This window comes from Leucobacter allii, assembly GCF_022919155.1.
GTDB classification, from domain to species: Bacteria; Actinomycetota; Actinomycetes; order Actinomycetales; family Microbacteriaceae; genus Leucobacter; species Leucobacter allii.
In genome coordinates this window covers 1,588,959-1,609,911 of sequence record NZ_CP095045.1, presented here as the reverse complement: position 1 = coordinate 1,609,911, position 20,953 = coordinate 1,588,959, and the positions used below count along the sequence as shown (strand labels likewise).

Annotated in this window: 19 protein-coding genes and 1 tRNA gene; 15 read left to right on the top strand and 5 right to left on the bottom strand. The window is 72.3% G+C overall.

Features of this window, described 5'->3' with window-relative positions; translation table 11 throughout:
- Window positions 1–567, bottom strand: coding sequence for a thioesterase family protein (locus MUN78_RS07610; protein ID WP_244693852.1), 567 nt, complete (start codon window positions 565–567; stop codon window positions 1–3).
- 262 nt (window positions 568–829) lie between these two features.
- Between MUN78_RS07610 and efp the strand changes: the two genes are divergently transcribed.
- The 11 genes from efp (at window position 830) to MUN78_RS07555 (ending at window position 12,688) form a co-directional block, all read left to right on the top strand.
- Window positions 830–1,393, top strand: a complete 564-nt coding sequence (efp, locus tag MUN78_RS07605; protein ID WP_244693851.1) for an elongation factor P — start codon at window positions 830–832, stop codon at window positions 1,391–1,393.
- 18 nt (window positions 1,394–1,411) lie between these two features.
- On the top strand, window positions 1,412–1,828 hold the full coding sequence (nusB, locus tag MUN78_RS07600) for a transcription antitermination factor NusB (RefSeq protein WP_244693850.1): 417 nt from the start codon (window positions 1,412–1,414) through the stop codon (window positions 1,826–1,828).
- Window positions 1,829–1,962: 134 nt separating this feature from the next.
- Complete coding sequence (pyrR, locus tag MUN78_RS07595) at window positions 1,963–2,511, top strand: bifunctional pyr operon transcriptional regulator/uracil phosphoribosyltransferase PyrR (protein WP_244729781.1); 549 nt, start codon at window positions 1,963–1,965, stop codon at window positions 2,509–2,511.
- Complete coding sequence (locus tag MUN78_RS07590) at window positions 2,508–3,518, top strand: aspartate carbamoyltransferase catalytic subunit (protein ID WP_244693848.1); 1,011 nt, start codon at window positions 2,508–2,510, stop codon at window positions 3,516–3,518. The genes pyrR and MUN78_RS07590 overlap by 4 nt, the downstream gene beginning before the upstream one ends.
- Window positions 3,515–4,897, top strand: coding sequence for a dihydroorotase (locus MUN78_RS07585; protein ID WP_244729779.1), 1,383 nt, complete (start codon window positions 3,515–3,517; stop codon window positions 4,895–4,897). The genes MUN78_RS07590 and MUN78_RS07585 overlap by 4 nt, the downstream gene beginning before the upstream one ends.
- Window positions 4,894–5,421 (top strand): PH-like domain-containing protein, encoded by a 528-nt coding sequence (locus MUN78_RS07580; protein WP_244729778.1) that lies wholly within the window; start codon window positions 4,894–4,896, stop codon window positions 5,419–5,421. Before MUN78_RS07585 ends, MUN78_RS07580 begins: the two co-directional genes overlap by 4 nt.
- A complete protein-coding gene (carA, locus tag MUN78_RS07575; protein WP_244729775.1) occupies window positions 5,418–6,614 on the top strand; it encodes a glutamine-hydrolyzing carbamoyl-phosphate synthase small subunit in 1,197 nt (398 codons plus the stop codon). Before MUN78_RS07580 ends, carA begins: the two co-directional genes overlap by 4 nt.
- A 3-nt stretch (window positions 6,615–6,617) precedes the next feature.
- The gene (gene carB / locus MUN78_RS07570) at window positions 6,618–9,899 is read left to right on the top strand and encodes a carbamoyl-phosphate synthase large subunit (RefSeq protein ID WP_244729773.1); all 3,282 of its coding nucleotides are present in this window, start codon (window positions 6,618–6,620) and stop codon (window positions 9,897–9,899) included.
- Window positions 9,896–10,762 (top strand): orotidine-5'-phosphate decarboxylase, encoded by an 867-nt coding sequence (gene pyrF, locus MUN78_RS07565; RefSeq protein WP_244729771.1) that lies wholly within the window; start codon window positions 9,896–9,898, stop codon window positions 10,760–10,762. The genes carB and pyrF overlap by 4 nt, the downstream gene beginning before the upstream one ends.
- A gap of 27 nt (window positions 10,763–10,789) precedes the next feature.
- Window positions 10,790–11,716, top strand: coding sequence for a guanylate kinase (gmk, locus tag MUN78_RS07560; protein WP_244694012.1), 927 nt, complete (start codon window positions 10,790–10,792; stop codon window positions 11,714–11,716).
- 6 nt (window positions 11,717–11,722) lie between these two features.
- The gene (locus tag MUN78_RS07555; protein ID WP_244729769.1) at window positions 11,723–12,688 is read left to right on the top strand and encodes a DMT family transporter; all 966 of its coding nucleotides are present in this window, start codon (window positions 11,723–11,725) and stop codon (window positions 12,686–12,688) included.
- 27 nt (window positions 12,689–12,715) lie between these two features.
- Here MUN78_RS07555 and MUN78_RS07550 read toward each other — a convergent pair whose 3' ends face one another.
- Window positions 12,716–13,360 carry a DNA-3-methyladenine glycosylase gene (locus tag MUN78_RS07550; RefSeq protein ID WP_244729767.1) on the bottom strand — a complete coding sequence of 215 codons (645 nt, stop codon included), beginning with the start codon at window positions 13,358–13,360 and terminating at the stop codon, window positions 12,716–12,718.
- A gap of 126 nt (window positions 13,361–13,486) precedes the next feature.
- On the opposite strand from MUN78_RS07550, the gene MUN78_RS07545 reads away from it, so the two are divergent.
- Window positions 13,487–14,104 carry a DUF308 domain-containing protein gene (locus tag MUN78_RS07545; RefSeq protein WP_244729765.1) on the top strand — a complete coding sequence of 206 codons (618 nt, stop codon included), beginning with the start codon at window positions 13,487–13,489 and terminating at the stop codon, window positions 14,102–14,104.
- A 125-nt stretch (window positions 14,105–14,229) separates the two neighbouring features.
- Here MUN78_RS07545 and MUN78_RS07540 read toward each other — a convergent pair whose 3' ends face one another.
- The gene (locus MUN78_RS07540; protein WP_244729763.1) at window positions 14,230–14,769 is read right to left on the bottom strand and encodes a YaeQ family protein; all 540 of its coding nucleotides are present in this window, start codon (window positions 14,767–14,769) and stop codon (window positions 14,230–14,232) included.
- 226 nt (window positions 14,770–14,995) lie between these two features.
- On the opposite strand from MUN78_RS07540, the gene MUN78_RS07535 reads away from it, so the two are divergent.
- Window positions 14,996–17,635, top strand: coding sequence for a hypothetical protein (locus MUN78_RS07535; protein ID WP_244729762.1), 2,640 nt, complete (start codon window positions 14,996–14,998; stop codon window positions 17,633–17,635).
- Window positions 17,636–17,865: 230 nt separating this feature from the next.
- On the opposite strand, the gene MUN78_RS07530 is transcribed toward MUN78_RS07535, so the two are convergent.
- Together MUN78_RS07530 and MUN78_RS07525 are read right to left on the bottom strand one after the other, a co-directional pair.
- Window positions 17,866–17,939 (bottom strand) — tRNA-Ile (locus MUN78_RS07530).
- 34 nt (window positions 17,940–17,973) lie between these two features.
- A complete protein-coding gene (locus tag MUN78_RS07525) occupies window positions 17,974–18,729 on the bottom strand; it encodes a FadR/GntR family transcriptional regulator (protein WP_244729761.1) in 756 nt (251 codons plus the stop codon).
- A gap of 140 nt (window positions 18,730–18,869) precedes the next feature.
- On the opposite strand from MUN78_RS07525, the gene MUN78_RS07520 reads away from it, so the two are divergent.
- Both MUN78_RS07520 and hemQ read left to right on the top strand, forming a co-directional pair.
- On the top strand, window positions 18,870–19,967 hold the full coding sequence (locus MUN78_RS07520) for a ferrochelatase (protein ID WP_244729760.1): 1,098 nt from the start codon (window positions 18,870–18,872) through the stop codon (window positions 19,965–19,967).
- A complete protein-coding gene (gene hemQ, locus MUN78_RS07515) occupies window positions 19,960–20,769 on the top strand; it encodes a hydrogen peroxide-dependent heme synthase (RefSeq protein WP_429952310.1) in 810 nt (269 codons plus the stop codon). Before MUN78_RS07520 ends, hemQ begins: the two co-directional genes overlap by 8 nt.
- The last annotated feature ends 184 nt before the right edge of the window (window positions 20,770–20,953 follow it).

Here is a 20,953-nt window from a genome sequence, read left to right as displayed (position 1 = left end):
TCACTCCCAGCGGCTCGGAGCCGCCTCACGCGTCGAGGGCAGCCGCGTCGTGCGCCCCCAGCGCAGCACGTCCTCGGGCACCCGCAGCGCCTCCGGGTCCGCGCCGCTCTTCTCCACGAGCTCCGCGACCCGGACGACCCCGCCCGTGCGCCGGAGGATCCGCCCCCGCACCACGGCGAGGGCGTAGATCTCCGGGACGCCCGCGTCGTCCGGCCGGACGAAGCGCTGCTCGATGTACACCGCCTGATCGTCGAAGCCGAGGATGCGCGACTCGATCCAGAATCGCATCCAGGGGTTCAGCGACTTGCGGTACGAGATCGTCTGCCCGACGACGACCGGATACCAGCCCTCTCGCGCGAACAGCGCCCAGACCCCGTTGCGCTGGATGAGGTCGAAGCGGGCGACGTCCATGACGGAGAGGTACTTGCCGTTGTTCATGTGGCGGAGGATGTCGAGGTCGGTGGGCCAGACGCGGAAGCGCGAGCGCGAGACGTCGCCGAACCCCAGGCGGCGCCCCCGCGGCCCGACCACGAAGCGGTGCCAGAGGGTGCGGAGGATCATGTGCATGCTGCGATCCTAGAGCCGCCGGGGCTGCGGCCCCGTGCGCCCCGTCGGAGACGACGCGCACCGGTGCCATCCGAGGCGATCACCCCCGCATGCGTCATCCGCGCTGCGATCCGGGCGACGCGCCGCGCGCGGATCGAGACGGCGCACCTCGGCGGGGCGGGCGCGGCGACGCCCCGCCGCCGCGCCGATCGGGGCGCCCGTGTATGCTGGTCCGGCGCCACCCGTCGCGCTCGAACGTCCCAGATCCCGGAAGAAGCACTGCATGGCAACCTCGAACGACATCAAGAACGGCACCGTCATCAAGGAGAACGGTCAGCTCTGGAGCGTGATCGAGTTCCAGCACGTGAAGCCGGGCAAGGGCGGCGCCTTCGTCCGCACCAAGCAGAAGAACGTGGTGTCGGGCAAGATCATCGACAAGACCTACAACGCCGGCGCGAAGATCGAGACGGCCAACGTGGATCGCCGCGACTACCAGTACCTCTACCAGGACGGCGCCGACTTCGTCTTCATGGACCAGGCCGACTACGATCAGCTGACGGTCTCGGGCGCCGTCGTGGGCGACGCGCAGAAGTTCATGCTCGAGAACCAGCAGGTGCAGATCGCGCTCCACGAGGGCGAGCCGCTCTACCTCGAGCTCCCCGCCTCCGTCATCCTCGAGGTGACCTACACGGAGCCCGGTCTGCAGGGCGATCGCTCCACCGGCGGCACCAAGCCCGCCACCGTCGAGACCGGCGCCGAGATCCAGGTGCCCCTGTTCCTCGAGACCGGCACCAAGGTCAAGGTCGACACCCGCACGGGCGACTACCTCGGCCGCGTCAACGACTGAGCCGTCCGGCTCCCCGAGATGAGTGCACGCACCAAGGCGCGCAAGCGCGCCCTCGACATGCTGTTCCAGGCCGACGTCCGCGGCGAGGAGATCGGCGCGGTCGTCGCCGCCGAGGCCGGCCGCGCGGCGGGCGAGCCCGACCGCGAGGCCTCGTGGCTCTACGCCCGCGAGATCGTGGACGGTGTCACCGATCACCGAGAGGAGATCGACGAGCTCATCATGAGCTACGCCCAGGGCTGGACGCTCGATCGGATGCCGAACGTCGACCGCGCGCTGCTGCGCGTCGCGGCGTGGGAGATCCTGCACAACGACGAGGTCCCCGCCGCGGTCGCGATCGACGAGGCCGTGGAGCTCGCGAAGGAGTACTCCACCGACGACTCCGGCCGCTTCGTCAACGGCGTGCTCGGACGCATCGCCGAGCACGCCGGGGCGTGACCGGCCCACCGGGCCCCCGCCGCACCGGAAGGCTCTCCCGCGTCCGCGGGGGAGCCTTCCGGTGCGCTAGGATGGACGCCGGAATGCAGCTTTTCTTTAAGACCGTCCCGTGAGGCGGAGAAGGGAGGCTCGAAATGGCTACGCGAACGGTGCTGGAAGGCGCTGAGATCTCGCGCGCGCTGACTCGAATCTCGCACGAAATCATCGAAGCGAACAAGGGCGTCGCCGGCCTCGTGCTCGTCGGGATCCCGACGCGGGGGGCGCTGCTCGCCCGTCGCATCGCCGAGACGATCGACCGCATCGAGGGCTCCGAGGTCCCCGTGGGGATCCTCGACGTCACCCTCTACCGCGACGACCTCGCGCACCATCCCACCCGCGCCCCCCAGCCGACCGAGATGCCGGTCGCCGGGATCGACGGGGCGACCGTCGTGCTCGTCGACGACGTCCTCTACTCGGGCCGCACCGTGCGCGCCGCGCTCGACGCGCTCGGCGATCACGGGCGCCCCCGCGCGGTCCGGCTCGCGGCGCTCATCGACCGGGGGCATCGCGAGCTGCCGATCCGCGCCGACTACATCGGGAAGAACCTGCCGAGCTCGAAGGAGGAGCGGATCTCCGTGCGGCTGCAGGAGATCGACGGCGTCGACGAGGTCACGATCGGCGCGCGGGCGGAGGCGGGCTCGTGAGGCACCTCCTCGACACCCGGACCCTCGGACGCGAGGAGTCCATCCTGATCCTCGACACGGCCGAGGACATGGCGGCGGCGCAGCAGCGCGAGGTCAAGAAGCTGCCGGCGCTGCGCGGCAAGACCGTCGTGAACCTCTTCTTCGAGGACTCCACGCGCACGCGCATCTCCTTCGAGGCCGCCGCCAAGCGGCTCTCGGCGGACGTGATCAACTTCAGCGCCAAGGGCTCCTCGGTCTCGAAGGGCGAGTCGCTGAAGGACACGGCGCAGACGCTGCAGGCGATCGGCGCCGACGGCGTCGTGATCCGTCACCCCTCCTCCGGTGCGCCCGAGCGGCTCGCGCGCACCGGCTGGATCGACGCCGGGGTGCTCAACGCGGGCGACGGCACCCACGAGCACCCGACGCAGGCGCTGCTCGACGCCTTCACGATGCGCCGGCGCCTCTTCGGCAGGCACAGCCGCGGGCGCGACCTCGACGGCGTCTCCGTGGTCATCGTCGGCGACATCGCGCACTCCCGGGTCGCCCGTTCCAACCTCTGGCTGCTGCGCGCGCTCGGCGCCCGGGTGAGCTTCGTGGCACCCGAGACGCTGCTGCCCTACGGGAGCCGCGCCTGGCCGGTCGCCGTGCACCACTCGCTCGACGAGGCCCTGCGCGTCGAGCGCCCCGAGGTCGTCATGATGCTCCGCATCCAGAGCGAGCGGATGCACGCGGCGTTCTTCCCCAACGAACGGGAGTACGCTCGGAACTGGGGTCTCGACGACGCGCGCCTCGCGCGGCTGCGCGAGGACGCCATCGTGATGCACCCCGGCCCCATGAATCGCGGACTCGAGATCTCGTCCCGCGCCGCCGACTCCGAGCGCTCCACGGTGCTCGAGCAGGTCGCGAACGGCGTCTCGGTCCGCATGGCCGCGCTGTACCTGCTGCTCTCGGGCGAACGGGCCGGCGGGGCCGCGGCACCCGAACCGCCGCAGCGCGGGGACACCGACCACCGCGGAGGAGACGCATGACCGAGCAGACCGACATCCTGATCCGCGGCGCCCGCCTCGCCGCCGAGCTCGCCGAGCGCGGCGGGGATCATCTCGCGGCGGCGCCCGTGGACCTGCGTCTCTCCGGCGGCGCGATCGTGGAGCGCACCGCCGCCGGGAGCCTCGTCCCCCGGGTGGACGAGCGCGTCATCGAGGCCGACGGCCTCGTCGCGCTGACCGGGCTGGTGGATCTCCACACCCATCTGCGCGAGCCCGGCTTCGAGCAGTCCGAGACCGTCCTCACGGGCACGCGCGCCGCCGCCGCCGGCGGCTTCACCACCGTGTTCGCCATGGCCAACACGCTGCCGGTGCAGGACACGGCCGGCGTGGTCGAACAGGTGCAGCGCCTGGGCGACGCGGCCGGCTATGCGACCGTGCGCCCCATCGGCGCGGTGACGGAGGATCTCGCGGGGGAGCGGCTCAGCGAGATCGGCGCCATGGCCCAGTCCCGCGCGGGCGTGCGGGTGTTCTCGGACGACGGCAAGTGCGTCCACGACCCGCTGCTCATGCGCCGCGCCCTCGAGTACGTGAGGACCTTCGACGGCGTCATCGCGCAGCACGCCCAGGATCCGCGCCTCACCGAGGGCGCGCAGATGAACGAGGGCTCGCTCTCGAGCGAGCTCGGGTTGAAGGGCTGGCCCGCCGTGGCCGAGGAGTCGATCATCGCCCGCGACGTGCTGCTCGCCGAGCACACGGGCGCGCGCCTCCACATCTGCCACCTCTCGACGGCGGGATCCGTCGAGGTCGTGCGGTGGGCGAAGGCGCGCGGCGTGCAGGTGACCGCCGAGGTCACCCCGCACCACCTCATCCTCACCGAGGAGCTCGTGCGCAGCTACGACCCCCGCTACAAGGTGAATCCGCCGCTGCGCCGCGAGGAGGACGTGCAGGCGCTCCGCGCCGCCGTCGCCGACGGGGTCATCGACATCATCGCGACCGATCACGCCCCGCACCCCGTCGAGGCGAAGGAGTGCGAGTGGGACGCCGCGGCGTTCGGCATGGTCGGCCTCGAATCCGCCCTGCCCATCGCCCTGCTCACCCTCGTGCAGACCGGGCACGCGAGCTGGGCGGAGCTCGAGCGGCTGCTCTCGCAGAAGCCGGCGGAGATCGGCCGGCTCGACGGGCACCCCGCCGCGCTCGTCCCCGGCGAGCCCGCCGACCTCGTGCTCGTCGATCCGAGCGGCGCGAGCGCCTTCGGCGCGGACCGGCTGCGCGGCCTCAGCGTCAACTCGCCCTTCCTCGGGATGGAGCTGCCCGGTCGGGTCGTCACGACGATCCGGCGCGGCGCGCTCACGCTCGACGACGGCGAGCTCGTCCCGGCCGAGCAGGTGGCGGCCCGGGCCGCGGTTGCGGGGCCGCGATGAGCGCCGAGGTCTTCATCGCCGTCATGGCGGCGATCGCCGCGGTGATCCTGGCGGCCATGTGGCTCGGCTGGCGCGCGCGCTCGCGCCGCGACGCGGGCATCGACGTGGGCGCGGCGGAGCTCGCGGGTGCGCCGCTCGCCGCGTTCCCGCACGCCGGCTACGTCTCCACGACGCCGGCCGGCGCGCCCTTCCAGCGGCTCGCGATCCCCGGGCTGCGCTACAAGGGCTTCGCCGACGTGACCGTGCGCGCGGACGGCGTGGAGATCGCCGTGACCGGAGAAGCGCCGATCGGCATCCCCGCCGACCGCATCACGGGCACCGGCACGGCCGGCGGGCGCGTCGGCAAGGCCGTCGAGCGCGACGGGCTCTCGCTCCTGCGCTGGCGGGCCGCCGGCAGCGCCGTCCCGGAGCTCGAATCCGGATTCCGATTCACCGGCCCGGAGGAGCAGCTGCGCTTCGCCGAGGCCGTCGCGGCCATCGCGCCGCACCAGACCCATACGAATGCGAGCCAGGAGGACGCGTGACCACGACGAAGAATGAAGTGACGGTGCCCCCGGCAGCGGCGGTGGCGGAGGGCGCCGCGGTGCTGGTGCTCGAGGACGGGACGCGGTACGCGGGCCGCGCCTACGGAGCGACCGGCCGCACCCTCGGCGAGGTCGTCTTCTCCACCGGGATGACCGGGTACCAGGAGACCCTCACCGACCCGTCCTACGCGGGTCAGATCGTGCTGATGACGGCGCCGCACATCGGCAACACCGGCGCCAACGACGACGACATGGAGTCGCGCAGGATCTGGGTCGCCGGCTTCGTGGTGCGTGACCCCGCACGGCGGGTCTCGAACTTCCGCGCGGAGCGTTCGCTCGACGAGGATCTCGTGGCGGACGGCGTGGTGGGCATCTCGGGGATCGACACCCGCGCGGTGACCCGGCACATCCGCTCGGCCGGCGCGATGCGCGCCGGCATCTTCTCGGGGGCCGAGGCGTCGCTCCCCGAGGACGAGCAGCTCGGTCTCGTGCGCGGGCAGGCCGCGATGGCGGGGCGCAATCTCTCCGCGGAGGTCACCACGCCCGAGCGCTACGACGTGCCCGCCGAGCCGGGCGTCGACCGCGTCGGCTCGATCGCCGTGCTCGATCTCGGGATCAAGCGCGCCACGGTGCGGTACCTGTCCGAGCACGGCTTCGATGTGATCGTGCTGCCCGCGACGACGACGGTCGAGGAGATCCGCGCGATCGCCCCCGACGCGCTGTTCTATTCGAACGGGCCGGGCGATCCCGCCGCCTCGGACGCGCAGGTCGAGCTCCTCCGCGCGCTCCTGCGCGACGGGATCCCGTACTTCGGGATCTGCTTCGGCAACCAGCTGCTCGGCCGCGCGCTCGGCTTCGGCACCTACAAGCTGCCCTTCGGGCACCGCGGGATCAACCAGCCCGTGCTCGACAAGCGCACCGGACGGGTCGAGATCACCGCGCAGAACCACGGCTTCGCCGTCGACGCGCCCATCGACGGCGAACTCACGGCGCCCGAGGGCTTCGGCCGCGTGCAGGTGAGCCACTACAGCCTCAACGACCACGTCGTCGAGGGCCTCGAATGCCTCGACATCCCCGCGTTCTCCGTGCAGTACCACCCCGAGGCCGCCGCCGGCCCGCACGACGCCTTCTACCTCTTCGATCGTTTCCGCCAGCTGGTCGCCGGCCGCGCCGCTCAGAACGGAGCCAAGTAACCCATGCCCAAGCGTTCAGACATCAATTCGGTCCTCGTCATCGGCTCCGGGCCGATCGTCATCGGCCAGGCCTGCGAGTTCGACTACTCCGGCACGCAGGCCTGCCGCGTGCTCCGCGAGGAGGGCGTGCGCGTCATCCTCGTGAACTCGAACCCGGCGACGATCATGACCGATCCCGACTTCGCCGACGCCACCTACGTCGAGCCCATCACGCCCGAGGTGATCGAGTCGATCATCGTCAAGGAGCGCCCCGACGCCATCCTGCCGACGCTCGGCGGCCAGACCGCCCTGAACGCGGCCATGCAGCTCCACGAGCAGGGCATCCTCGAGCGCCACGGCGTGGAGCTCATCGGCGCGAAGGTGGAAGCGATCCAGCGCGGCGAGGACCGCCAGATCTTCAAGGACCTCGTCCTCGAGTCCGGCGCCGACGTCGCCCGCTCCCACATCGCCCACACTCTCGAGGAGGCCAAGGAGTTCGCGAAGGACCTCGGCTACCCCCTCGTCGTCCGCCCCTCCTTCACGATGGGCGGCCTGGGCTCCGGTTTCGCCTACACCGAGGAGGAGCTCGTCCGCATCGCCGGCGACGGCCTCCACTACAGCCCCACGAGCGAAGTGCTCCTCGAGGAGTCGATCCTCGGCTGGAAGGAGTACGAGCTCGAGCTCATGCGGGACACGGCCGACAACACGGTCGTCGTCTGCTCCATCGAGAACGTCGACGCCGTCGGGGTCCACACGGGCGATTCGATCACGGTCGCGCCGGCGCTCACGCTCACGGACCGCGAGTACCAGAAGCTGCGCGACATCTCGATCGACATCATCCGCCGCGTGGGCGTGGACACGGGCGGCTGCAACATCCAGTTCGCCGTCGATCCGCGCACGGGGCGCATCATCGTCATCGAGATGAACCCGCGCGTGTCCCGCTCCTCGGCCCTCGCGTCCAAGGCCACGGGCTTCCCGATCGCGAAGATCGCCGCGAAGCTCGCGCTCGGCTACCGCCTGGACGAGATCCCCAACGACATCACGCAGAAGACCCCCGCGAGCTTCGAGCCGACCATCGACTACGTGGTCGTGAAGACCCCGCGCTTCGCCTTCGAGAAGTTCCCGGCGGCGGACGACACGCTCACGACGACCATGAAGTCGGTCGGCGAGGCGATGGCGATCGGCCGCAACTTCACGACCGCGCTGCAGAAGTCGCTGCGCTCGCTCGAGAAGCGCGGCACCTCCTTCCACTGGGGCGCCTCGGAGCGCGGCGTCGACGAGCTGCTCGCCTCCATCGTGCGCCCGACCGACGGCCGCATCGTGGACGTGCAGCAGGCGCTGCGGCTCGGCGCGACCATCGAGCAGGTGTACGCGGCGACCGCGATCGATCCGTGGTTCCTCGACCAGATCCAGCTCATCAACGAGGTGGCCGCCGCGGTCGGTGCCGCTCCGCAGCTCACGCTCGAGGTGCTCCGCGAGGCGAAGGACCACGGCTTCTCCGACGCGCAGATCGCGGCGATCCGGGGCATCTCCGAGTCGGAGGTGCGCGGGCTCCGCCACGGACTGGGCCTCCGCCCGGTCTACAAGACGGTCGACACCTGCGCCGGCGAGTTCCCGGCGCTCACCCCCTACCACTACTCCTCCTACGATCTCGAGACGGAGGTCGCCGCCTCCGACCGCAAGAAGGTCGTCATCCTCGGCTCCGGCCCCAACCGCATCGGCCAGGGCGTGGAGTTCGACTACTCCTGCGTGCACGCCTCGTTCGCCCTCTCCGAGGCCGGCTACGAGACGATCATGATCAACTGCAATCCGGAGACGGTGTCGACCGACTACGACACCTCCGACCGCCTCTACTTCGAGCCGCTCACGCTCGAGGACGTCCTCGAGGTGATCCACGCGGAGCAGGCCTCAGGCGAACTGCTCGGCGTCGTCGTCCAGCTCGGCGGCCAGACCGCGCTCGGGCTCGCGCAGCCGCTCAAGGACGCCGGCGTGCCGATCCTCGGCACCACCCCCGAGGCGATCGACCTCGCGGAGGAGCGCGGCGCCTTCGCCGGGATCCTCGAGCGGGCCGGGCTGCTCGCCCCCCGCAACGGCACCGCGATCGACGAGGAGGGCGCGATCCGGGTCGCGGAGGAGATCGGCTACCCGGTGCTCGTCCGCCCGTCCTTCGTGCTCGGCGGCCGCGGCATGGAGATCGTCTACGACACGGAGTCGCTGCACGGGTACTTCGGGCGCATCGAGGGGCACGCCCTCGTGGGTCCCGGCCACCCGCTGCTCGTGGACCGCTTCCTCGACGACGCCATCGAGATCGACGTCGACGCGCTCTACGACGGCGAGCAGCTCTACGTCGGCGGGGTCATGGAGCACATCGAGGAGGCCGGCGTGCACTCCGGCGACTCGAGCTGCACTCTCCCGCCCGTGACGCTCGGGCACGACCAGATCGCCCAGGTGCGCGCGGCGACGCTCGGCATCGCGGAGGGCATCGGCGTGCGGGGCCTGCTCAACGTGCAGTTCGCCATCGGCCAGGGCGTGCTCTACGTGCTCGAGGCGAACCCGCGCGCCTCGCGCACGGTGCCGTTCGTCTCGAAGGCGCTTGGCATCCCGCTCGCGAAGGCCGCCTCGCGCATCATGGCCGGGGAGAGCATCGCCGAGCTCGTCGCCGCGGGGCTGCTGCCGGAGCGCGACGGGGCGCGCGCACCGATCGACGCCCCGATCGCCGTGAAGGAGGCCGTGCTCCCCTTCAAGCGCTTCCGCACGCCCGAGGGGCTCGTCGTCGATTCCCTGCTCGGCCCGGAGATGCGCTCCACGGGAGAGGTCATGGGCATGGACCGCGACTTCCCGACCGCCTTCGCGAAGAGCCAGTCGGCCGCGGGCAGCGAGCTGCCGCAGTCGGGCACCGTGTTCCTGTCGGTCGCGGACCGCGACAAGCGCGCCATCGTGCTGCCCGCGCTCCGGCTCCAGGAGCTCGGATACCGGATCCTCGCGACGCAGGGCACGCAGGTCGTGCTCGGCCGCAACGGGATCGCGTCCGAGGCCGTGCGCAAGCACAGCGCGGGCGCCGAGGGCGACACGATCGTGGATCTCATCAATCGGGGGGAGGTCGACATGATCATCAACACCCCCTCGGGCGGCTCGGCGCGCGCCGACGGCTACGAGATCCGCGCGGCCGCGGTCGCCGCGGGCAAGCCGATCTTCACGACGGTGTCGGAGCTCTCGGCCGCCGTCGGCGCCGTCTCGGCGCAGCGCAGCGGCTTCGATGTGAAGTCGCTGCAGGAGTACGAGGCGGATCGGGTCGCCGCCCGATGACATCGCGCAGCTTCGGCGACCGGCTCGCGGCGGAGTTCGCCGCGGGCCGGCACCTCTGCGCGGGGATCGATCCCCACGCGGGGCTGCTGGAGGCCTGGGGGCTCGCGGACGACGCGGCGGGCGCGGAGCGGATGGGTCGCGGGCTCGTGGCCGCCGCCGCCGGCGTCGCCGCCTGCGTCAAGCCGCAGATCGCGTTCTTCGAGCGCTTCGGCGCCGCCGGCTTCCGGGCGCTCGAGCGCGTGCTGGCGGACGCGCGAGCGGCGGGTCTGCTCGTGATCGCTGATGTGAAGCGCGGCGACATCGACTCGAGCTTCGCCGCCTACGCCGACGCCTGGCTCGCGCCGGGCTCGCCGCTCGAGGCGGACGCGATGACCGTCGCGGCCTACCAGGGCTTCGGCACGCTGCAGGGCGCGCTCGCGCACGTGCGCGCCCACGGCAAGGGGCTCTTCGTCCTCGCGGCGACCTCGAACCCCGAGGCCCGGTCCGTGCAGCTCGCGGTTCGCTCCGACGGTCGCAGCGTCGCAGCGGCCATGGTCGCCGACGCCGAGGCCTGGAACCGCGAGGCCGCGGCGGACGGAGCCGCCGGGGCGGTCGGCTCGGTCGGGGTCGTGCTCGGCGCCACCCTCGATCTGGCGGGCTTCGGCATCGACACGGGGGAGCGGAGCGCACCGCCCGCGCTCCCCGTGCTCGCTCCGGGCTTCGGGCATCAGGGGGCCAGGATCGAGGACGCCGGGAGCATCTTCGGCGGCATCGGTCATGCCCTCCTCGCGAACGAGTCGCGCAGCATCCTCGCGGGCGGCCCCGAGGGGCTCGTGGAACGGATCCGCGAGCGGGCGGACGCGATCGCGGCCGCGCTCGCATAGGCTGTGAGGGTGACGGAGAGTGAGAGCATGACGGGCAAAGCGCATTCAGCCGACCGGCCGATGCCGGAGGTGGACCGCGTCGCCGCGAATCGCGCCGCGATCGCTGCGCGGCAGGCGCGGGCCGAGCTCAAGCGGAAGCTGCGCAGCGGCGAGGTCTCGCCGTTCCGCGTGCTCGAGCAGTCGCGGGTGCCGGACAGCACGGCGGCCTCGCTGCGGATCACGGACTTCCTCCTCTCCTTCCCCGCCATCGGGGCGGTCAAGGCCGAGCGGGTGCGCGAGCAGCTGGAGATCTCCGAGCGCAAGCGCCTCGGCGGCCTCGGCAAGCTCCAGCGCGAACGGCTCGAGCGCTTCGTGCGGGAGCGCACCGGCGGGGCGCCGAAGGGCGCCAGACCCGCGCTGACCGTGCTCGCGGGCCCGACGGCCGTCGGCAAGGGGACCGTGGCCGCGTACATCCGCGAGCACTACCCCGAGGTGAAGCTGTCGGTGTCCGCGACGACCCGGGCGCCGCGGCCGGGCGAGGTGCACGGCGAGCACTACTTCTTCGTCGACGACGAGGGCTTCGACCGCCTGCTCGCCTCGGACGGACTCCTGGAGTGGGCCACGGTGCACAACCGCTCGCGGTACGGCACCCCGCGGGGGCCGGTCCTGGAGGCCGCGGAGCGCGGCGAGCCCGTGCTGCTCGAGATCGATCTGCAGGGCGCGCGGCAGGTGCGCGCGAGCATGCCTGAGGCGCGGCTCGTCTTCCTGACGCCGCCGAGCTGGGAGGAGCTCGTGCAGCGCCTCGTCGGCCGGGGCACGGAGGACGCCGAGGAGCGGAGCCGGCGTCTGGAGACGGCGAAGGTCGAGCTGGCCGCGGTCGACGAGTTCGACGAGGTCATCGTCAACGACGAGGTGCCCCGTGCGGCGGCGCGCCTCGTCGAACTCATGCGCGGCGCGGCGCCCGCGGAGGGCTGAGCGGCGATGGAGGAGGTCGCCTCCCTCGATCCGACGCAGTTCCTCGGGATCCCGCTCGCGCTGCTCGGCGCCGTGCTGCTCGCGCTCGGCGCGCAGTACCAGTCCCGCGGACTCAACAAGGTGGAGCGCCTGACGGGGGAGAGCGCCGGATCCGGGCTCTCCCTCCGGCACGTGCTCGCCCTCGTCCGCCGCCCCTCGTGGGTGAGCGGCACGCTGCTGCTCGGGCTCGCCGTGCTCTTCCAGATCGGCTCGCTCTCGCTCTCCCCGCTGATCATCGTGCAGCCGATCGGCGTCGTGGGGCTCGTGATCACCTCGATCCTCAACTCCCGCGTGAGCGGCGTGCGCCTCGGCTCCCGGGTCAAGACCTCGATCGCGATGGCGGTGCTCGGCATCGTCGTGTTCGTGACGGTCGCGGCGTTCACCGCCTCCGATCGACCCATCACGGACGGCACACTCGTCGAGATCCTCATCACCTTCGCCGTCGTCTTCGTGGTCGTGGTGCTGTGCTTCATCGGTTTCCGCCATCGCAGCATCGCCCTCGTCTACATCGTCGGCGCCGGCGTGCTCTACGGCTTCGTCGCGACCTTCGCGAAGGCGGTCATCGGGCGGCTGCAGCAGGGCGAGTTCGAGATCCTCACCTGGGTCTGCGTCGCCGCGCTCGTGAGCGGCGCACTGCTCGGCATGGTGTTCGTGCAGAACGCCTACTCCTCCGGCCCGCCCGACCTGGTCGTGGCGGGGCTCACCGTCATCGACCCGATCGTCGCCGTGCTCATAGGGATCGTGATCCTCGACGAAGCCGCGGGCGCCCCCCTCTGGGCCGTCGTCGTGTTCGTCCTCTCCGGCGCGCTCGCGGTGAGCGGCGTCCTCGGGCTCGCGAAGTTCCACCCGCAGTCCGGTGTCTCGGCGCTCGCGGACGCCCGCGCGCCGCGGACGCCGGGCGCGGGGTCCGCGGAGCCGGGTCAGGCGGACTGAGGCGGAACCGGAGTCGCCCCGCTCGAGTCACGCGCGCGGCGCACCCCGGCCCGGTCGGAATGCCGAGACCGTCGGGTCCCCGGCGAGGCCGAAACGCCAGGGGAAGGCGGGGCCGCCGGCGGCTCCGGCGACGCCCACGCGCGGGCCCGCGACCGTCCTCGCGCCGCTCGGGGGACCCGCGACGATCGCGAAGGGCCGCGAGAAGAGGTCCAGCCCGTCATGCCTCGCGCGGGAGATCCCGAGCGCCGCCGCCAGATTGCCCGGCCCGCGCGCGAGCGCCCGATCGGGGATCTCCGCGGCGCCGGGCGGGCGTTTCGCCGCGCGGCGGGCGCGTGCGAGCGCTGCGCCCGCGACGACCTCGCCGGCGCGCAGCAGCACCCCGGAGGCGACGCCCGCGGGCCCGCACACGAGGTTGAGCGCGAAGTGCATCCCGTAGCTGAAGTACACGTAGGCGCGACCGGGCGGCCCGAACATGGAGGCGTTGCGCTCCGTCCGACCGTTCCTCGCGTGCGAGCCGGCGTCGTGCGGCCCCGGGGCGCCGACGCCGTGGTAGGCCTCCACCTCCGTGATGCGGAGCGTCACGGAGCCCTCGGGGGAGTCGAGACTCAGTCGCGCGTCGAGCAGCGTCGGGGCCACCTCGAGGGCCGGGGCGAGGAAATCGTCGCGGCGCATGCCTCCATTCTGCCAGCGGCTACGCCCCTGGCGGACACGGAACGATCCCCGGCCGCTTCACGGGAGCGGTGACGTAACCTGGGGCCGTCAAGCCATCCGCCCCGCAGCACCGCATCGGAGGTCGTCGTGATCCCGCAGCCCGTCCCGTTCACCGCCGCATCCGCTCGGCGGCGGAGCGCGCCATGGTGGGCGCTCACGGCCGTCGGAGCGCTCGTCGCGCTGAGCGGGATCGCGCTCCTCGTCTGGCCCTTCGTCGCCGCGAGCTCGCTGCTCGCCCTGCTCTTCGGGGCGGCGCTCATGCTCACCGGCCTGGCGCTCGTCGTGCGCGGCGGGGCCAGCGGTCCCGCCGTCATCGGCGGTGTCCTCCTCGGGCTCGCCGGGCTCGCGGCGATGGCCTTCCCCGCGCTCACCACGGGCGCCATCGTCGCGTTCGCGGGCGTCTCGCTGATCGGGGCCGGGGCGATCTGGATCGCCGTGGCCGCTCGGCTCGTCGGCAGCCTCCGCGCCGTCGTGCCCGGCGCGGTGCTGCTCCTCGGCGGCGTCGTCGCCCTGATCTGGCCGCAGATCGCGCTCTCGATCGTCGCGGTGGTCGCGGGGCTCGTGATCGTGCTCATCGGGGCGTCGATCGTCTGGGCGGCGCAGCGGCTGCGCCGGGCGGCCGCCGGTGGCGCGGCGCGCGGCCCGGTCCGGCCGGGCGGGGCCGCCGCCTCGGAGACGATCATCATCGTCGACCCCGAGCGCTGAGACGGGCGCGGAATCCGAGCGCCGGGCGCTCGGACCGCGCGCGAAGCACGAGCACCGTCGGTCGAGCTGGAGGACCGCCGGTCGGGCGCGGCACCGGCCGCGAGGGTGCTCGGCGCAACCGGTGCTCAGCGCAACCGGTGCTCGTGCAGCGACGAGCCGAGCGTCGATCCGTTGAGCTCGAGGTAGAGCTGCCCCTCCGTGCGGGAGAGGGCGAGCGCGTTGCGCCGGGCGAGTACGGCGACGGCGCCGTCGATGAATCCGGGATCGAAGCTCCTGAGGACGAGATCCTCCCCGCGATGGATGATCTTCCCCGCCCACGAGGCGAGGAGCTTCTCGGCATCCCGATGCGTGTAGACGACGGCCCGCTCTGCCGAACGGCTCCCGGCGTGGACGCGCGCGGCGTCGGGGGCCCCGACCTCGATCCAGGCCGTGAGGGCTCCCGTGAGATCGCGGACGAGCACGGCCGGCTCGTCCGCCGTCGACACGCCGCCGCCGAAGGCGATCCCCTCCTCGAACTCGAGGCAGTAGGCGAGCACCCGGGTCATGAGGAAGGCGGAGGTCTCCGAGGGATGCTGCGCGGCACGGAGCGTGAACTGCGCGTAGACGCCGCGGTCGAGGTCCGCCAGCTCGACCTCGAAGGCGTGCATCGTCGAACCGATCGCCATGTTCCTCCTCGCGGTTGACCGACTGCGAGTCTATCGGCGGCTTCTTCCGCCGGTGCGCGAAGCGCCGGTTCCGTCGTCAGTTCCTCGATCGACGCTTGCATCATCTGATGATATTCATCAGACTTAGCTGTGGTCCGCATAACTTGCCGGATCATTCACCATCGACGCGCGCATGCGAGGCATCCGCCTCCTCCCGCGTCGACGACTGCGAAGGGGCGCACGAGACATGAGAGCACACCGCACACGGGGGAGGACGCTGCTCGCCGCGGCGGTCGCCGTGCTGATCGCCGCCGGAGGAGCGACGGCGGGAACGGCCGTGGCGTTCGCGGAGGAGGGCGACGCGTCCGTCGCCGTGGACGAGGCCTCGTTCCTGTGGGGGATCAGCGGGCAGTACCAGGGCGGCAACCCCGGCAACTCGACCTGCAACTACCTCTCCGCCGGCGAGCAGACGGACTACGCCGCCGAGCAGGGCAACGCGCGGATCGTCCACGACGCCGGAGGCGGGCTCACCCTCGCCTCGGCGGAGACGAGATGCTCGGGATCGAGCGGCACCGCGTACACGCAGAAGATGCTGCTCACCGGCGGCACCGGCACGGCGAACCCGGCGACCGGCGAGGCGGAGATCTCCTGGGACGGAGCCGTGGTCGCGAACGCCTACGGCGGCCTCGTACCGTGGTCCATCACCGAACTCGGGCTGCACGTCGGCGCCGACGGCACCGGCACGCTGAGCGCCACCCTCGGCGGCTACGGCGCGTCGATGGAGCACCCGGACGTGATGATCCCGCTCGAGAAGACCGACGTCACGCTCGCCACCTTCAGCGACGTCACGGTCACCGAGCATGGCATCGAGGTGCTTCCGGACTACGCCGGTGTCGAGGTCGAGATCCCGGCAGGGGAGGGGACCCCGCAGGATCGCACGGTCGCGGGCTGGGGCTCCTGGCCGCAGTCGGTGGTCGACTTCCACATCAAGTCCGGCCTCTCCTCGTACTGGTACTCGAGCGGCGGCGCCGCCGACCCGACGAAGGCCGCGACGGCGTTCACGGTTCAGTTCGACGGCGCGCCCGAGGTGATCGACGCGGCGGCGCCTCCGACGATCACCGAGCAGCCGAAGGTGCAGAGCACCTCGACCGTCATCATCAACGGGCGCACCGTCACCGTCACGGCGAAGGCGGAGAACGCGACGTCGTACCGCTGGGAGCGGACCGTCACGAAGTCCACGCTGGGCGCGTGGGAGACGATCCCCGGTGCGGACTCCGAGACGCTGAGCTTCGAGGCCGCGGCCGAGTGGAACGGGAAGTCGGTGCGCCTGATCGCGACGAACGCGAGCGGCAGCGCGACGTCGCAGCGCGCCATCGTGCTGACCGCGGACTACCAGGAGGCGGTCTTCCTCGAACAGCCGACGCGGGTGATCGGCTTCGCCGGCTCGCCGGCGCGCTTCACCGCGGGCGCGACGGCCTCCCCGCAGCTCGTGCAGGAGCTCAACCGCGTCGAGATCAGCACCGACGAAGGGGAGACCTGGGAGGAGATCGCGGGGACCCGCGGCGCGAGCAACGCGCTGAGCGCCTTCGTGATCCCGGAGCTGACCCTGGCGCAGGACGGGGCGCTCATCCGCGCCGTCGCCGGCAGCATGGAGGGCCGCGAGGCCGGCTCACCCGGCCAGGTCGTCGCCTCGGACCCGGTGCGCCTCACCGTGCTGCCGGCGAAGGGCGCGGGCCCGCAGCTCGCCGTCGTCGCCGACGGCCCGATCGACCCGGCCGAGGACACCACCGTCACCATCGTCGGCGCCGGCTACACGGTGCCGGCGTGGACCGAGACCCGGCCCACGGTGACCTCCGCCATCGACCTCGCGCTGTTCACGAAGGACGCGTGGCAGCCGGGCACCGGCGGGCTCACGCGCGTCGACGGCGTCACGCAGTCGCAGGACACCTGGACCGACGGGAATCCGACCCTCACCCAGAACAACCTGACGCGCCAGCTCGGCACCTTCGCCGTCACGGCGACCATCCCCGCCGGCACGCTCGACGCCGGCACCGCCTACGGCGTCGGCACCTACCTCCGCGAGAACGATGCGGCCGATCCGACGGCGCCGGTGAACTCCTGGGAGAACCGCGACGCGGACGCCTGGGCCCCGCTCGTCGTGCTCGGGCAGGAGCCGGCGGAGTTCGCGCCGGTCGAAGCGGACCTCACCGAGGCGAACCGCGGCCGCGTGGCCGTGCCGGAGACCGCAGAGGCGGGCGCCGAGATCACCGTCGCGGTGGGCGAGGCGCATGCGGGCGACGTGGTGCAGCTGTTCCTGTTCTCCGACCCCGTGTCGCTCGGCGCGCCCGAGGTCGCCGCTGACGGAACGGTGCGGGTGACCCTTCCCGACGACGTGTCGGGCGCGCACAGGATCGCCGCCTACACCGCCGACGGCTCCCTCATCGGCTGGGGCGAGATCGGGATCTCGGCCCCGGCCGGCGGCTCGGACGCCGACGCCGCGGGAAGCGGAGCCGCAGCCGATGCCGGCGGAGCCGGAGCCGACAGCGGCGCCGAGGCGGGAGCCGCGACCGGATCGACGACCGCGTCCGGCAGCTCGTCCGCAGGCGGAACGGCCGCGGCGAACGGGAGCGGTGCGACGAGCACGGCCGGGAGCGGTGCGAACGGCGCGTCCGGGGGCCCCGCGGACGCCGGTTCGAACGGTACCGTGGACGCGGCAGCTCGCAGCGGGCTCGCCGCCACCGGCGGCGCCGGTGCCGCCGGCCCGCTCGGCGCCGCCCTCCTCGCGCTGCTCGGCGGCGCAGCGGCGATCCTCATCGCCCGTCGCGCCGCGCGGCGCACCGCCGTTCCGCTCGCTCCGGCATCTTCGGAGACTGCGCCCGAGCGCTGAGCGCCGAGCGCCTGGGCGGCCGGGATCCCCGCGGCCGCCAGGGATCCCCGCGACCGCCCCGGGCGCCCGCGCAATACACGCGAAGCGGGGCCATCCCTCCGGATGCCCCCGCTTCGCGTCATTCCCGCGCCGGTCCGACGAGGGGGCGCGAATGATGCGGTCCGGGCACGGGGCTGGCACGGGGCGATCGCGAAGCGCGAGGCGCGAGCGCGGATCTGCGGGACGAGGAGTAGGGCGTGCGGGGCTTGAACCCGCGACCGACGGATTATGAGTCCGCTGCTCTGACCAACTGAGCTAACGCCCCTCGGACAACTGCTCCAGCTTAGCGCTGCGGACGCTCAGGCATCGGTGTCGAAGCCGGCGTCGATGAGCGACGTCGCGCGCTCCGTCTGGGGGTTGAACTCGAGCATGTCGGTGCGGAGGCCGAGGTCGCGATCGACGTGGAGCGCCATCGAGTGCGCCGCGTTCCGCACGTCCCGCGCCGCGATCGCCTCCAGCACGGCGCCGTGGTCTCGATGCATCGTCTCCGTCGTGGTGCCGAGGATCACCCGGCCCTCGACGCTCGCGCGCTCGAGGATCGACATCACCCCGAGGTACAGATCCTTCAGCAGTTTGCTGCCGCTCGCCTCGACGACGAGCAGATGGAACGATCCCGGGGCCGTGCTGCGCTCGCAGGTGTCGAAGGCCTGGCCGCCCGCCGCGAGCGAACGCTCGTGCGCGGCCCGGAGCCCGGCGAGCTGCTCCTCGGTGCGATGCACCGCTGCGTGCTGCGCGGCCTCGTTCTCGAGCGATCGCCGGTAGACGAGCACCTCCTCGAGATCGTGATCCGCGAGGAACTCGGTGAGGATCGAGCTCACGGGGGTGCGGGCGCGCACGAAGGTGCCGACGCCCGGCACGGTCTCGAGCATGCCGAACGCGGCGAGCGATCGGACGGCCTCGCGGACCGTCGACTTCCCGACCCCGATGAGCTGCATGAGCTCGGGCTCCTTCGGGATGAGCTCTCCGACCCGCCACTCGTTCGACGAGATCTTCCCGCGGAGGAACTCGAGGGTGTCGCGCGCCTTCTGCGACCCGCGCGTCGTGCTGATGCTCATGTGGAGGCCTCGGGGAATCGATGTGAAACGTCTGATTCCACTATATCGAGCTGCGCCCGCGATCCTCCGGATCAAAGGCGCGGACCAGATCAGATGTTATACATCTGATCTACAGCCGCGGTGGTGGTACGGTGCCAGACATGACGCAAAACGTGCTGCCATACGACGCCCTGCTGCTGTGCTCCTTCGGGGGGCCGAACGGCCCCGACGACGTCATCCCGTTCCTCAAGAACGTCACCGCGGGCAAGGGCATCCCCGAGGAGCGCCTCGCCGAAGTGGGGGAGCACTACCACGGCTTCGGCGGCCGGAGCCCGATCAATGCGCAGAACCTCGCCCTCGTCGCGGCGCTGCGGGCGGAGCTGGACGCCAGGGGTCTCCGACTCCCCGTCGTGTGGGGCAACCGCAACTGGCACCCGTACACCGTCGACACCCTCCGCGATGCGCGCGCGTTCGGCGCGACGCGGATTCTGACGCTCGTGACGAGCGCCTACGCCTCGTACTCCGGCAGCCGGCAGTACCGGGAGCACCTCGCCGCGGCCGTCGCCGAGCTCGGCGAGGAGGCGCCGCGCATCGACCTGCTGCGGCCGTTCTTCAACGACCCGGGCTTCGTCAGGGCGAATCTCGAGGCCATCGAGGAGTCCGCGGCGGCACTCGACGGCGGGCTCCCGGGAGCGCACCTCCTCTACGTCACGCACTCGATCCCGCACACGATGCAGGATGCCTCGGCCGTGACCGGCCCCGGGTATCGGGAGCAGCACGAGGACGTGCGCGCGACGATCGACGCCGCGCTCGCGGAGCGCCACGGCGTCGCGGTCGAGTCCTCGCTCGCCTACTGCTCGCGTTCGGGGGACCCGCGCACGCCCTGGCTCGAGCCCGACGTGAACGATCGCATCGCCGAGCTCGCGGCCGCCGGGGTCCGCAAGATCGTGATCGCGCCGATCGGCTTCGTCTCGGATCACATGGAGGTCGCCTTCGACCTCGACATCGAGGCGATGGAGACCGCCGCCGCGCACGGCGTCGCCGCCGTGCGCGCGGGCACCGTCGGCGTGCGGCGGGTCTTCGTCTCGGGGCTCGTCGACATGATCCTCGAGCGCGCCGCGCGGGAGCGCGGCGAAGCGGCCCCGAGTCCGACCGTCGGCGCCCTCGCCGCATTCCCCGATGCCGCGCCTCCGGGGAGCTGCCGGATGCGCCACGGCGAGCCGACCGGCATCCCCGTGCTCGGGGGCGACGATGACTGACTCGACGTCGACCGATACGAGGACGCCCGAGGCCTCGCCCACGGCGACGGACGGGACGTCCGGTGACGCCGGACGCGCCGCAGGAGCCGCGGCGCCGAACGTGGACCACCGCGCGGTCGCCGAGGCCGTGAACGCCTCCGTCACCTACACGATGTACGCCGTCTTCCGGGCCGCCGGCCCGGCGGCGGGAATCGCGCCCTCGCCGGCCTGGCCCGGCATCGTCCGCGGCCTGCTCGCCGAGCTCGAGGCCATCCCGGGGCTCACGACGCGCGGCTGGTACGACGTCGCCGGATACCGCGCGGACGCGGACGTGCTCGTCTGGTGGCACGCTCCGTGCCCCGAACGCCTGCAGCAGGCCTACCGGGCCGTACTCGACTGGGCGGGCGGTCGCCTCGCGCCGGTCTGGTCGGGCGTCGGCGTGCACCGCCCCGCCGAGTTCAACCGGGGGCACGTGCCCGCCTTCCTCGCGGGCGACGCCCCGCGCTCCTACGTCTGCGTCTATCCGTTCGTCCGCGGGCGAGAGTGGTACCTGCTCCCCGAGGGGGAGCGGCGCGCACTGCTGGCAGAGCACGGCATGGCGGCGCGGGACTACGGCGACGTGCTGGCGAACACGGTCGCTGCCTTCGCCCTGGGCGATTTCGAGTGGCTGCTGGCCTTCGAGGCCGACGAGCTCGTGCGCATCGTCGACCTCATGCGGGAGCTCCGCGGTGTCGGCGCGCGGCGCCACGTCATCGAGGAGACGCCGTTCTTCACCGGCCCGCGCACCCCTCCCGAGCGACTGCTCGGCCGCATCGCCGGCTGAGCCGGTGGAGGCTCCGCGCGAATGACACGCGCGGACGATCACGCGGGCTCCCAGCCGGGACACACCGGGCAGGGACGTCAATAGTAGCTCTGAGCTGCGGTTTCGAGACGCGGTTAGCTCAGGCTACCCTTGCTTGCGCTTCAGGAGAATCGGCGTAGATTTGAATCACACAAATCAGGAACGA

Excerpts from the sequence above, each read along its gene's own strand:
- MUN78_RS07525 (WP_244729761.1), bottom strand. The coding sequence starts at position 18,729 with ATGAGCATCAGCACGACGCGCGGGTCGCAGAAGGCGCGCGACACCCTC.
- efp (WP_244693851.1), top strand. The coding sequence starts at position 830 with ATGGCAACCTCGAACGACATCAAGAACGGCACCGTCATCAAGGAGAAC.
- MUN78_RS07555 (WP_244729769.1), top strand. The coding sequence starts at position 11,723 with ATGGAGGAGGTCGCCTCCCTCGATCCGACGCAGTTCCTCGGGATCCCG.
- hemQ (WP_429952310.1), top strand. The coding sequence starts at position 19,960 with ATGACTGACTCGACGTCGACCGATACGAGGACGCCCGAGGCCTCGCCC.
- MUN78_RS07610 (WP_244693852.1), bottom strand. The coding sequence starts at position 567 with ATGCACATGATCCTCCGCACCCTCTGGCACCGCTTCGTGGTCGGGCCG.
- pyrF (WP_244729771.1), top strand. The coding sequence starts at position 9,896 with ATGACATCGCGCAGCTTCGGCGACCGGCTCGCGGCGGAGTTCGCCGCG.
- MUN78_RS07540 (WP_244729763.1), bottom strand. The coding sequence starts at position 14,769 with ATGGCGATCGGTTCGACGATGCACGCCTTCGAGGTCGAGCTGGCGGAC.
- carB (WP_244729773.1), top strand. The coding sequence starts at position 6,618 with ATGCCCAAGCGTTCAGACATCAATTCGGTCCTCGTCATCGGCTCCGGG.
- gmk (WP_244694012.1), top strand. The coding sequence starts at position 10,790 with ATGACGGGCAAAGCGCATTCAGCCGACCGGCCGATGCCGGAGGTGGAC.
- MUN78_RS07535 (WP_244729762.1), top strand. The coding sequence starts at position 14,996 with ATGAGAGCACACCGCACACGGGGGAGGACGCTGCTCGCCGCGGCGGTC.
- pyrR (WP_244729781.1), top strand. The coding sequence starts at position 1,963 with ATGGCTACGCGAACGGTGCTGGAAGGCGCTGAGATCTCGCGCGCGCTG.
- MUN78_RS07520 (WP_244729760.1), top strand. The coding sequence starts at position 18,870 with ATGACGCAAAACGTGCTGCCATACGACGCCCTGCTGCTGTGCTCCTTC.
- nusB (WP_244693850.1), top strand. The coding sequence starts at position 1,412 with ATGAGTGCACGCACCAAGGCGCGCAAGCGCGCCCTCGACATGCTGTTC.
- MUN78_RS07580 (WP_244729778.1), top strand. The coding sequence starts at position 4,894 with ATGAGCGCCGAGGTCTTCATCGCCGTCATGGCGGCGATCGCCGCGGTG.
- MUN78_RS07585 (WP_244729779.1), top strand. The coding sequence starts at position 3,515 with ATGACCGAGCAGACCGACATCCTGATCCGCGGCGCCCGCCTCGCCGCC.
- MUN78_RS07550 (WP_244729767.1), bottom strand. The coding sequence starts at position 13,360 with ATGCGCCGCGACGATTTCCTCGCCCCGGCCCTCGAGGTGGCCCCGACG.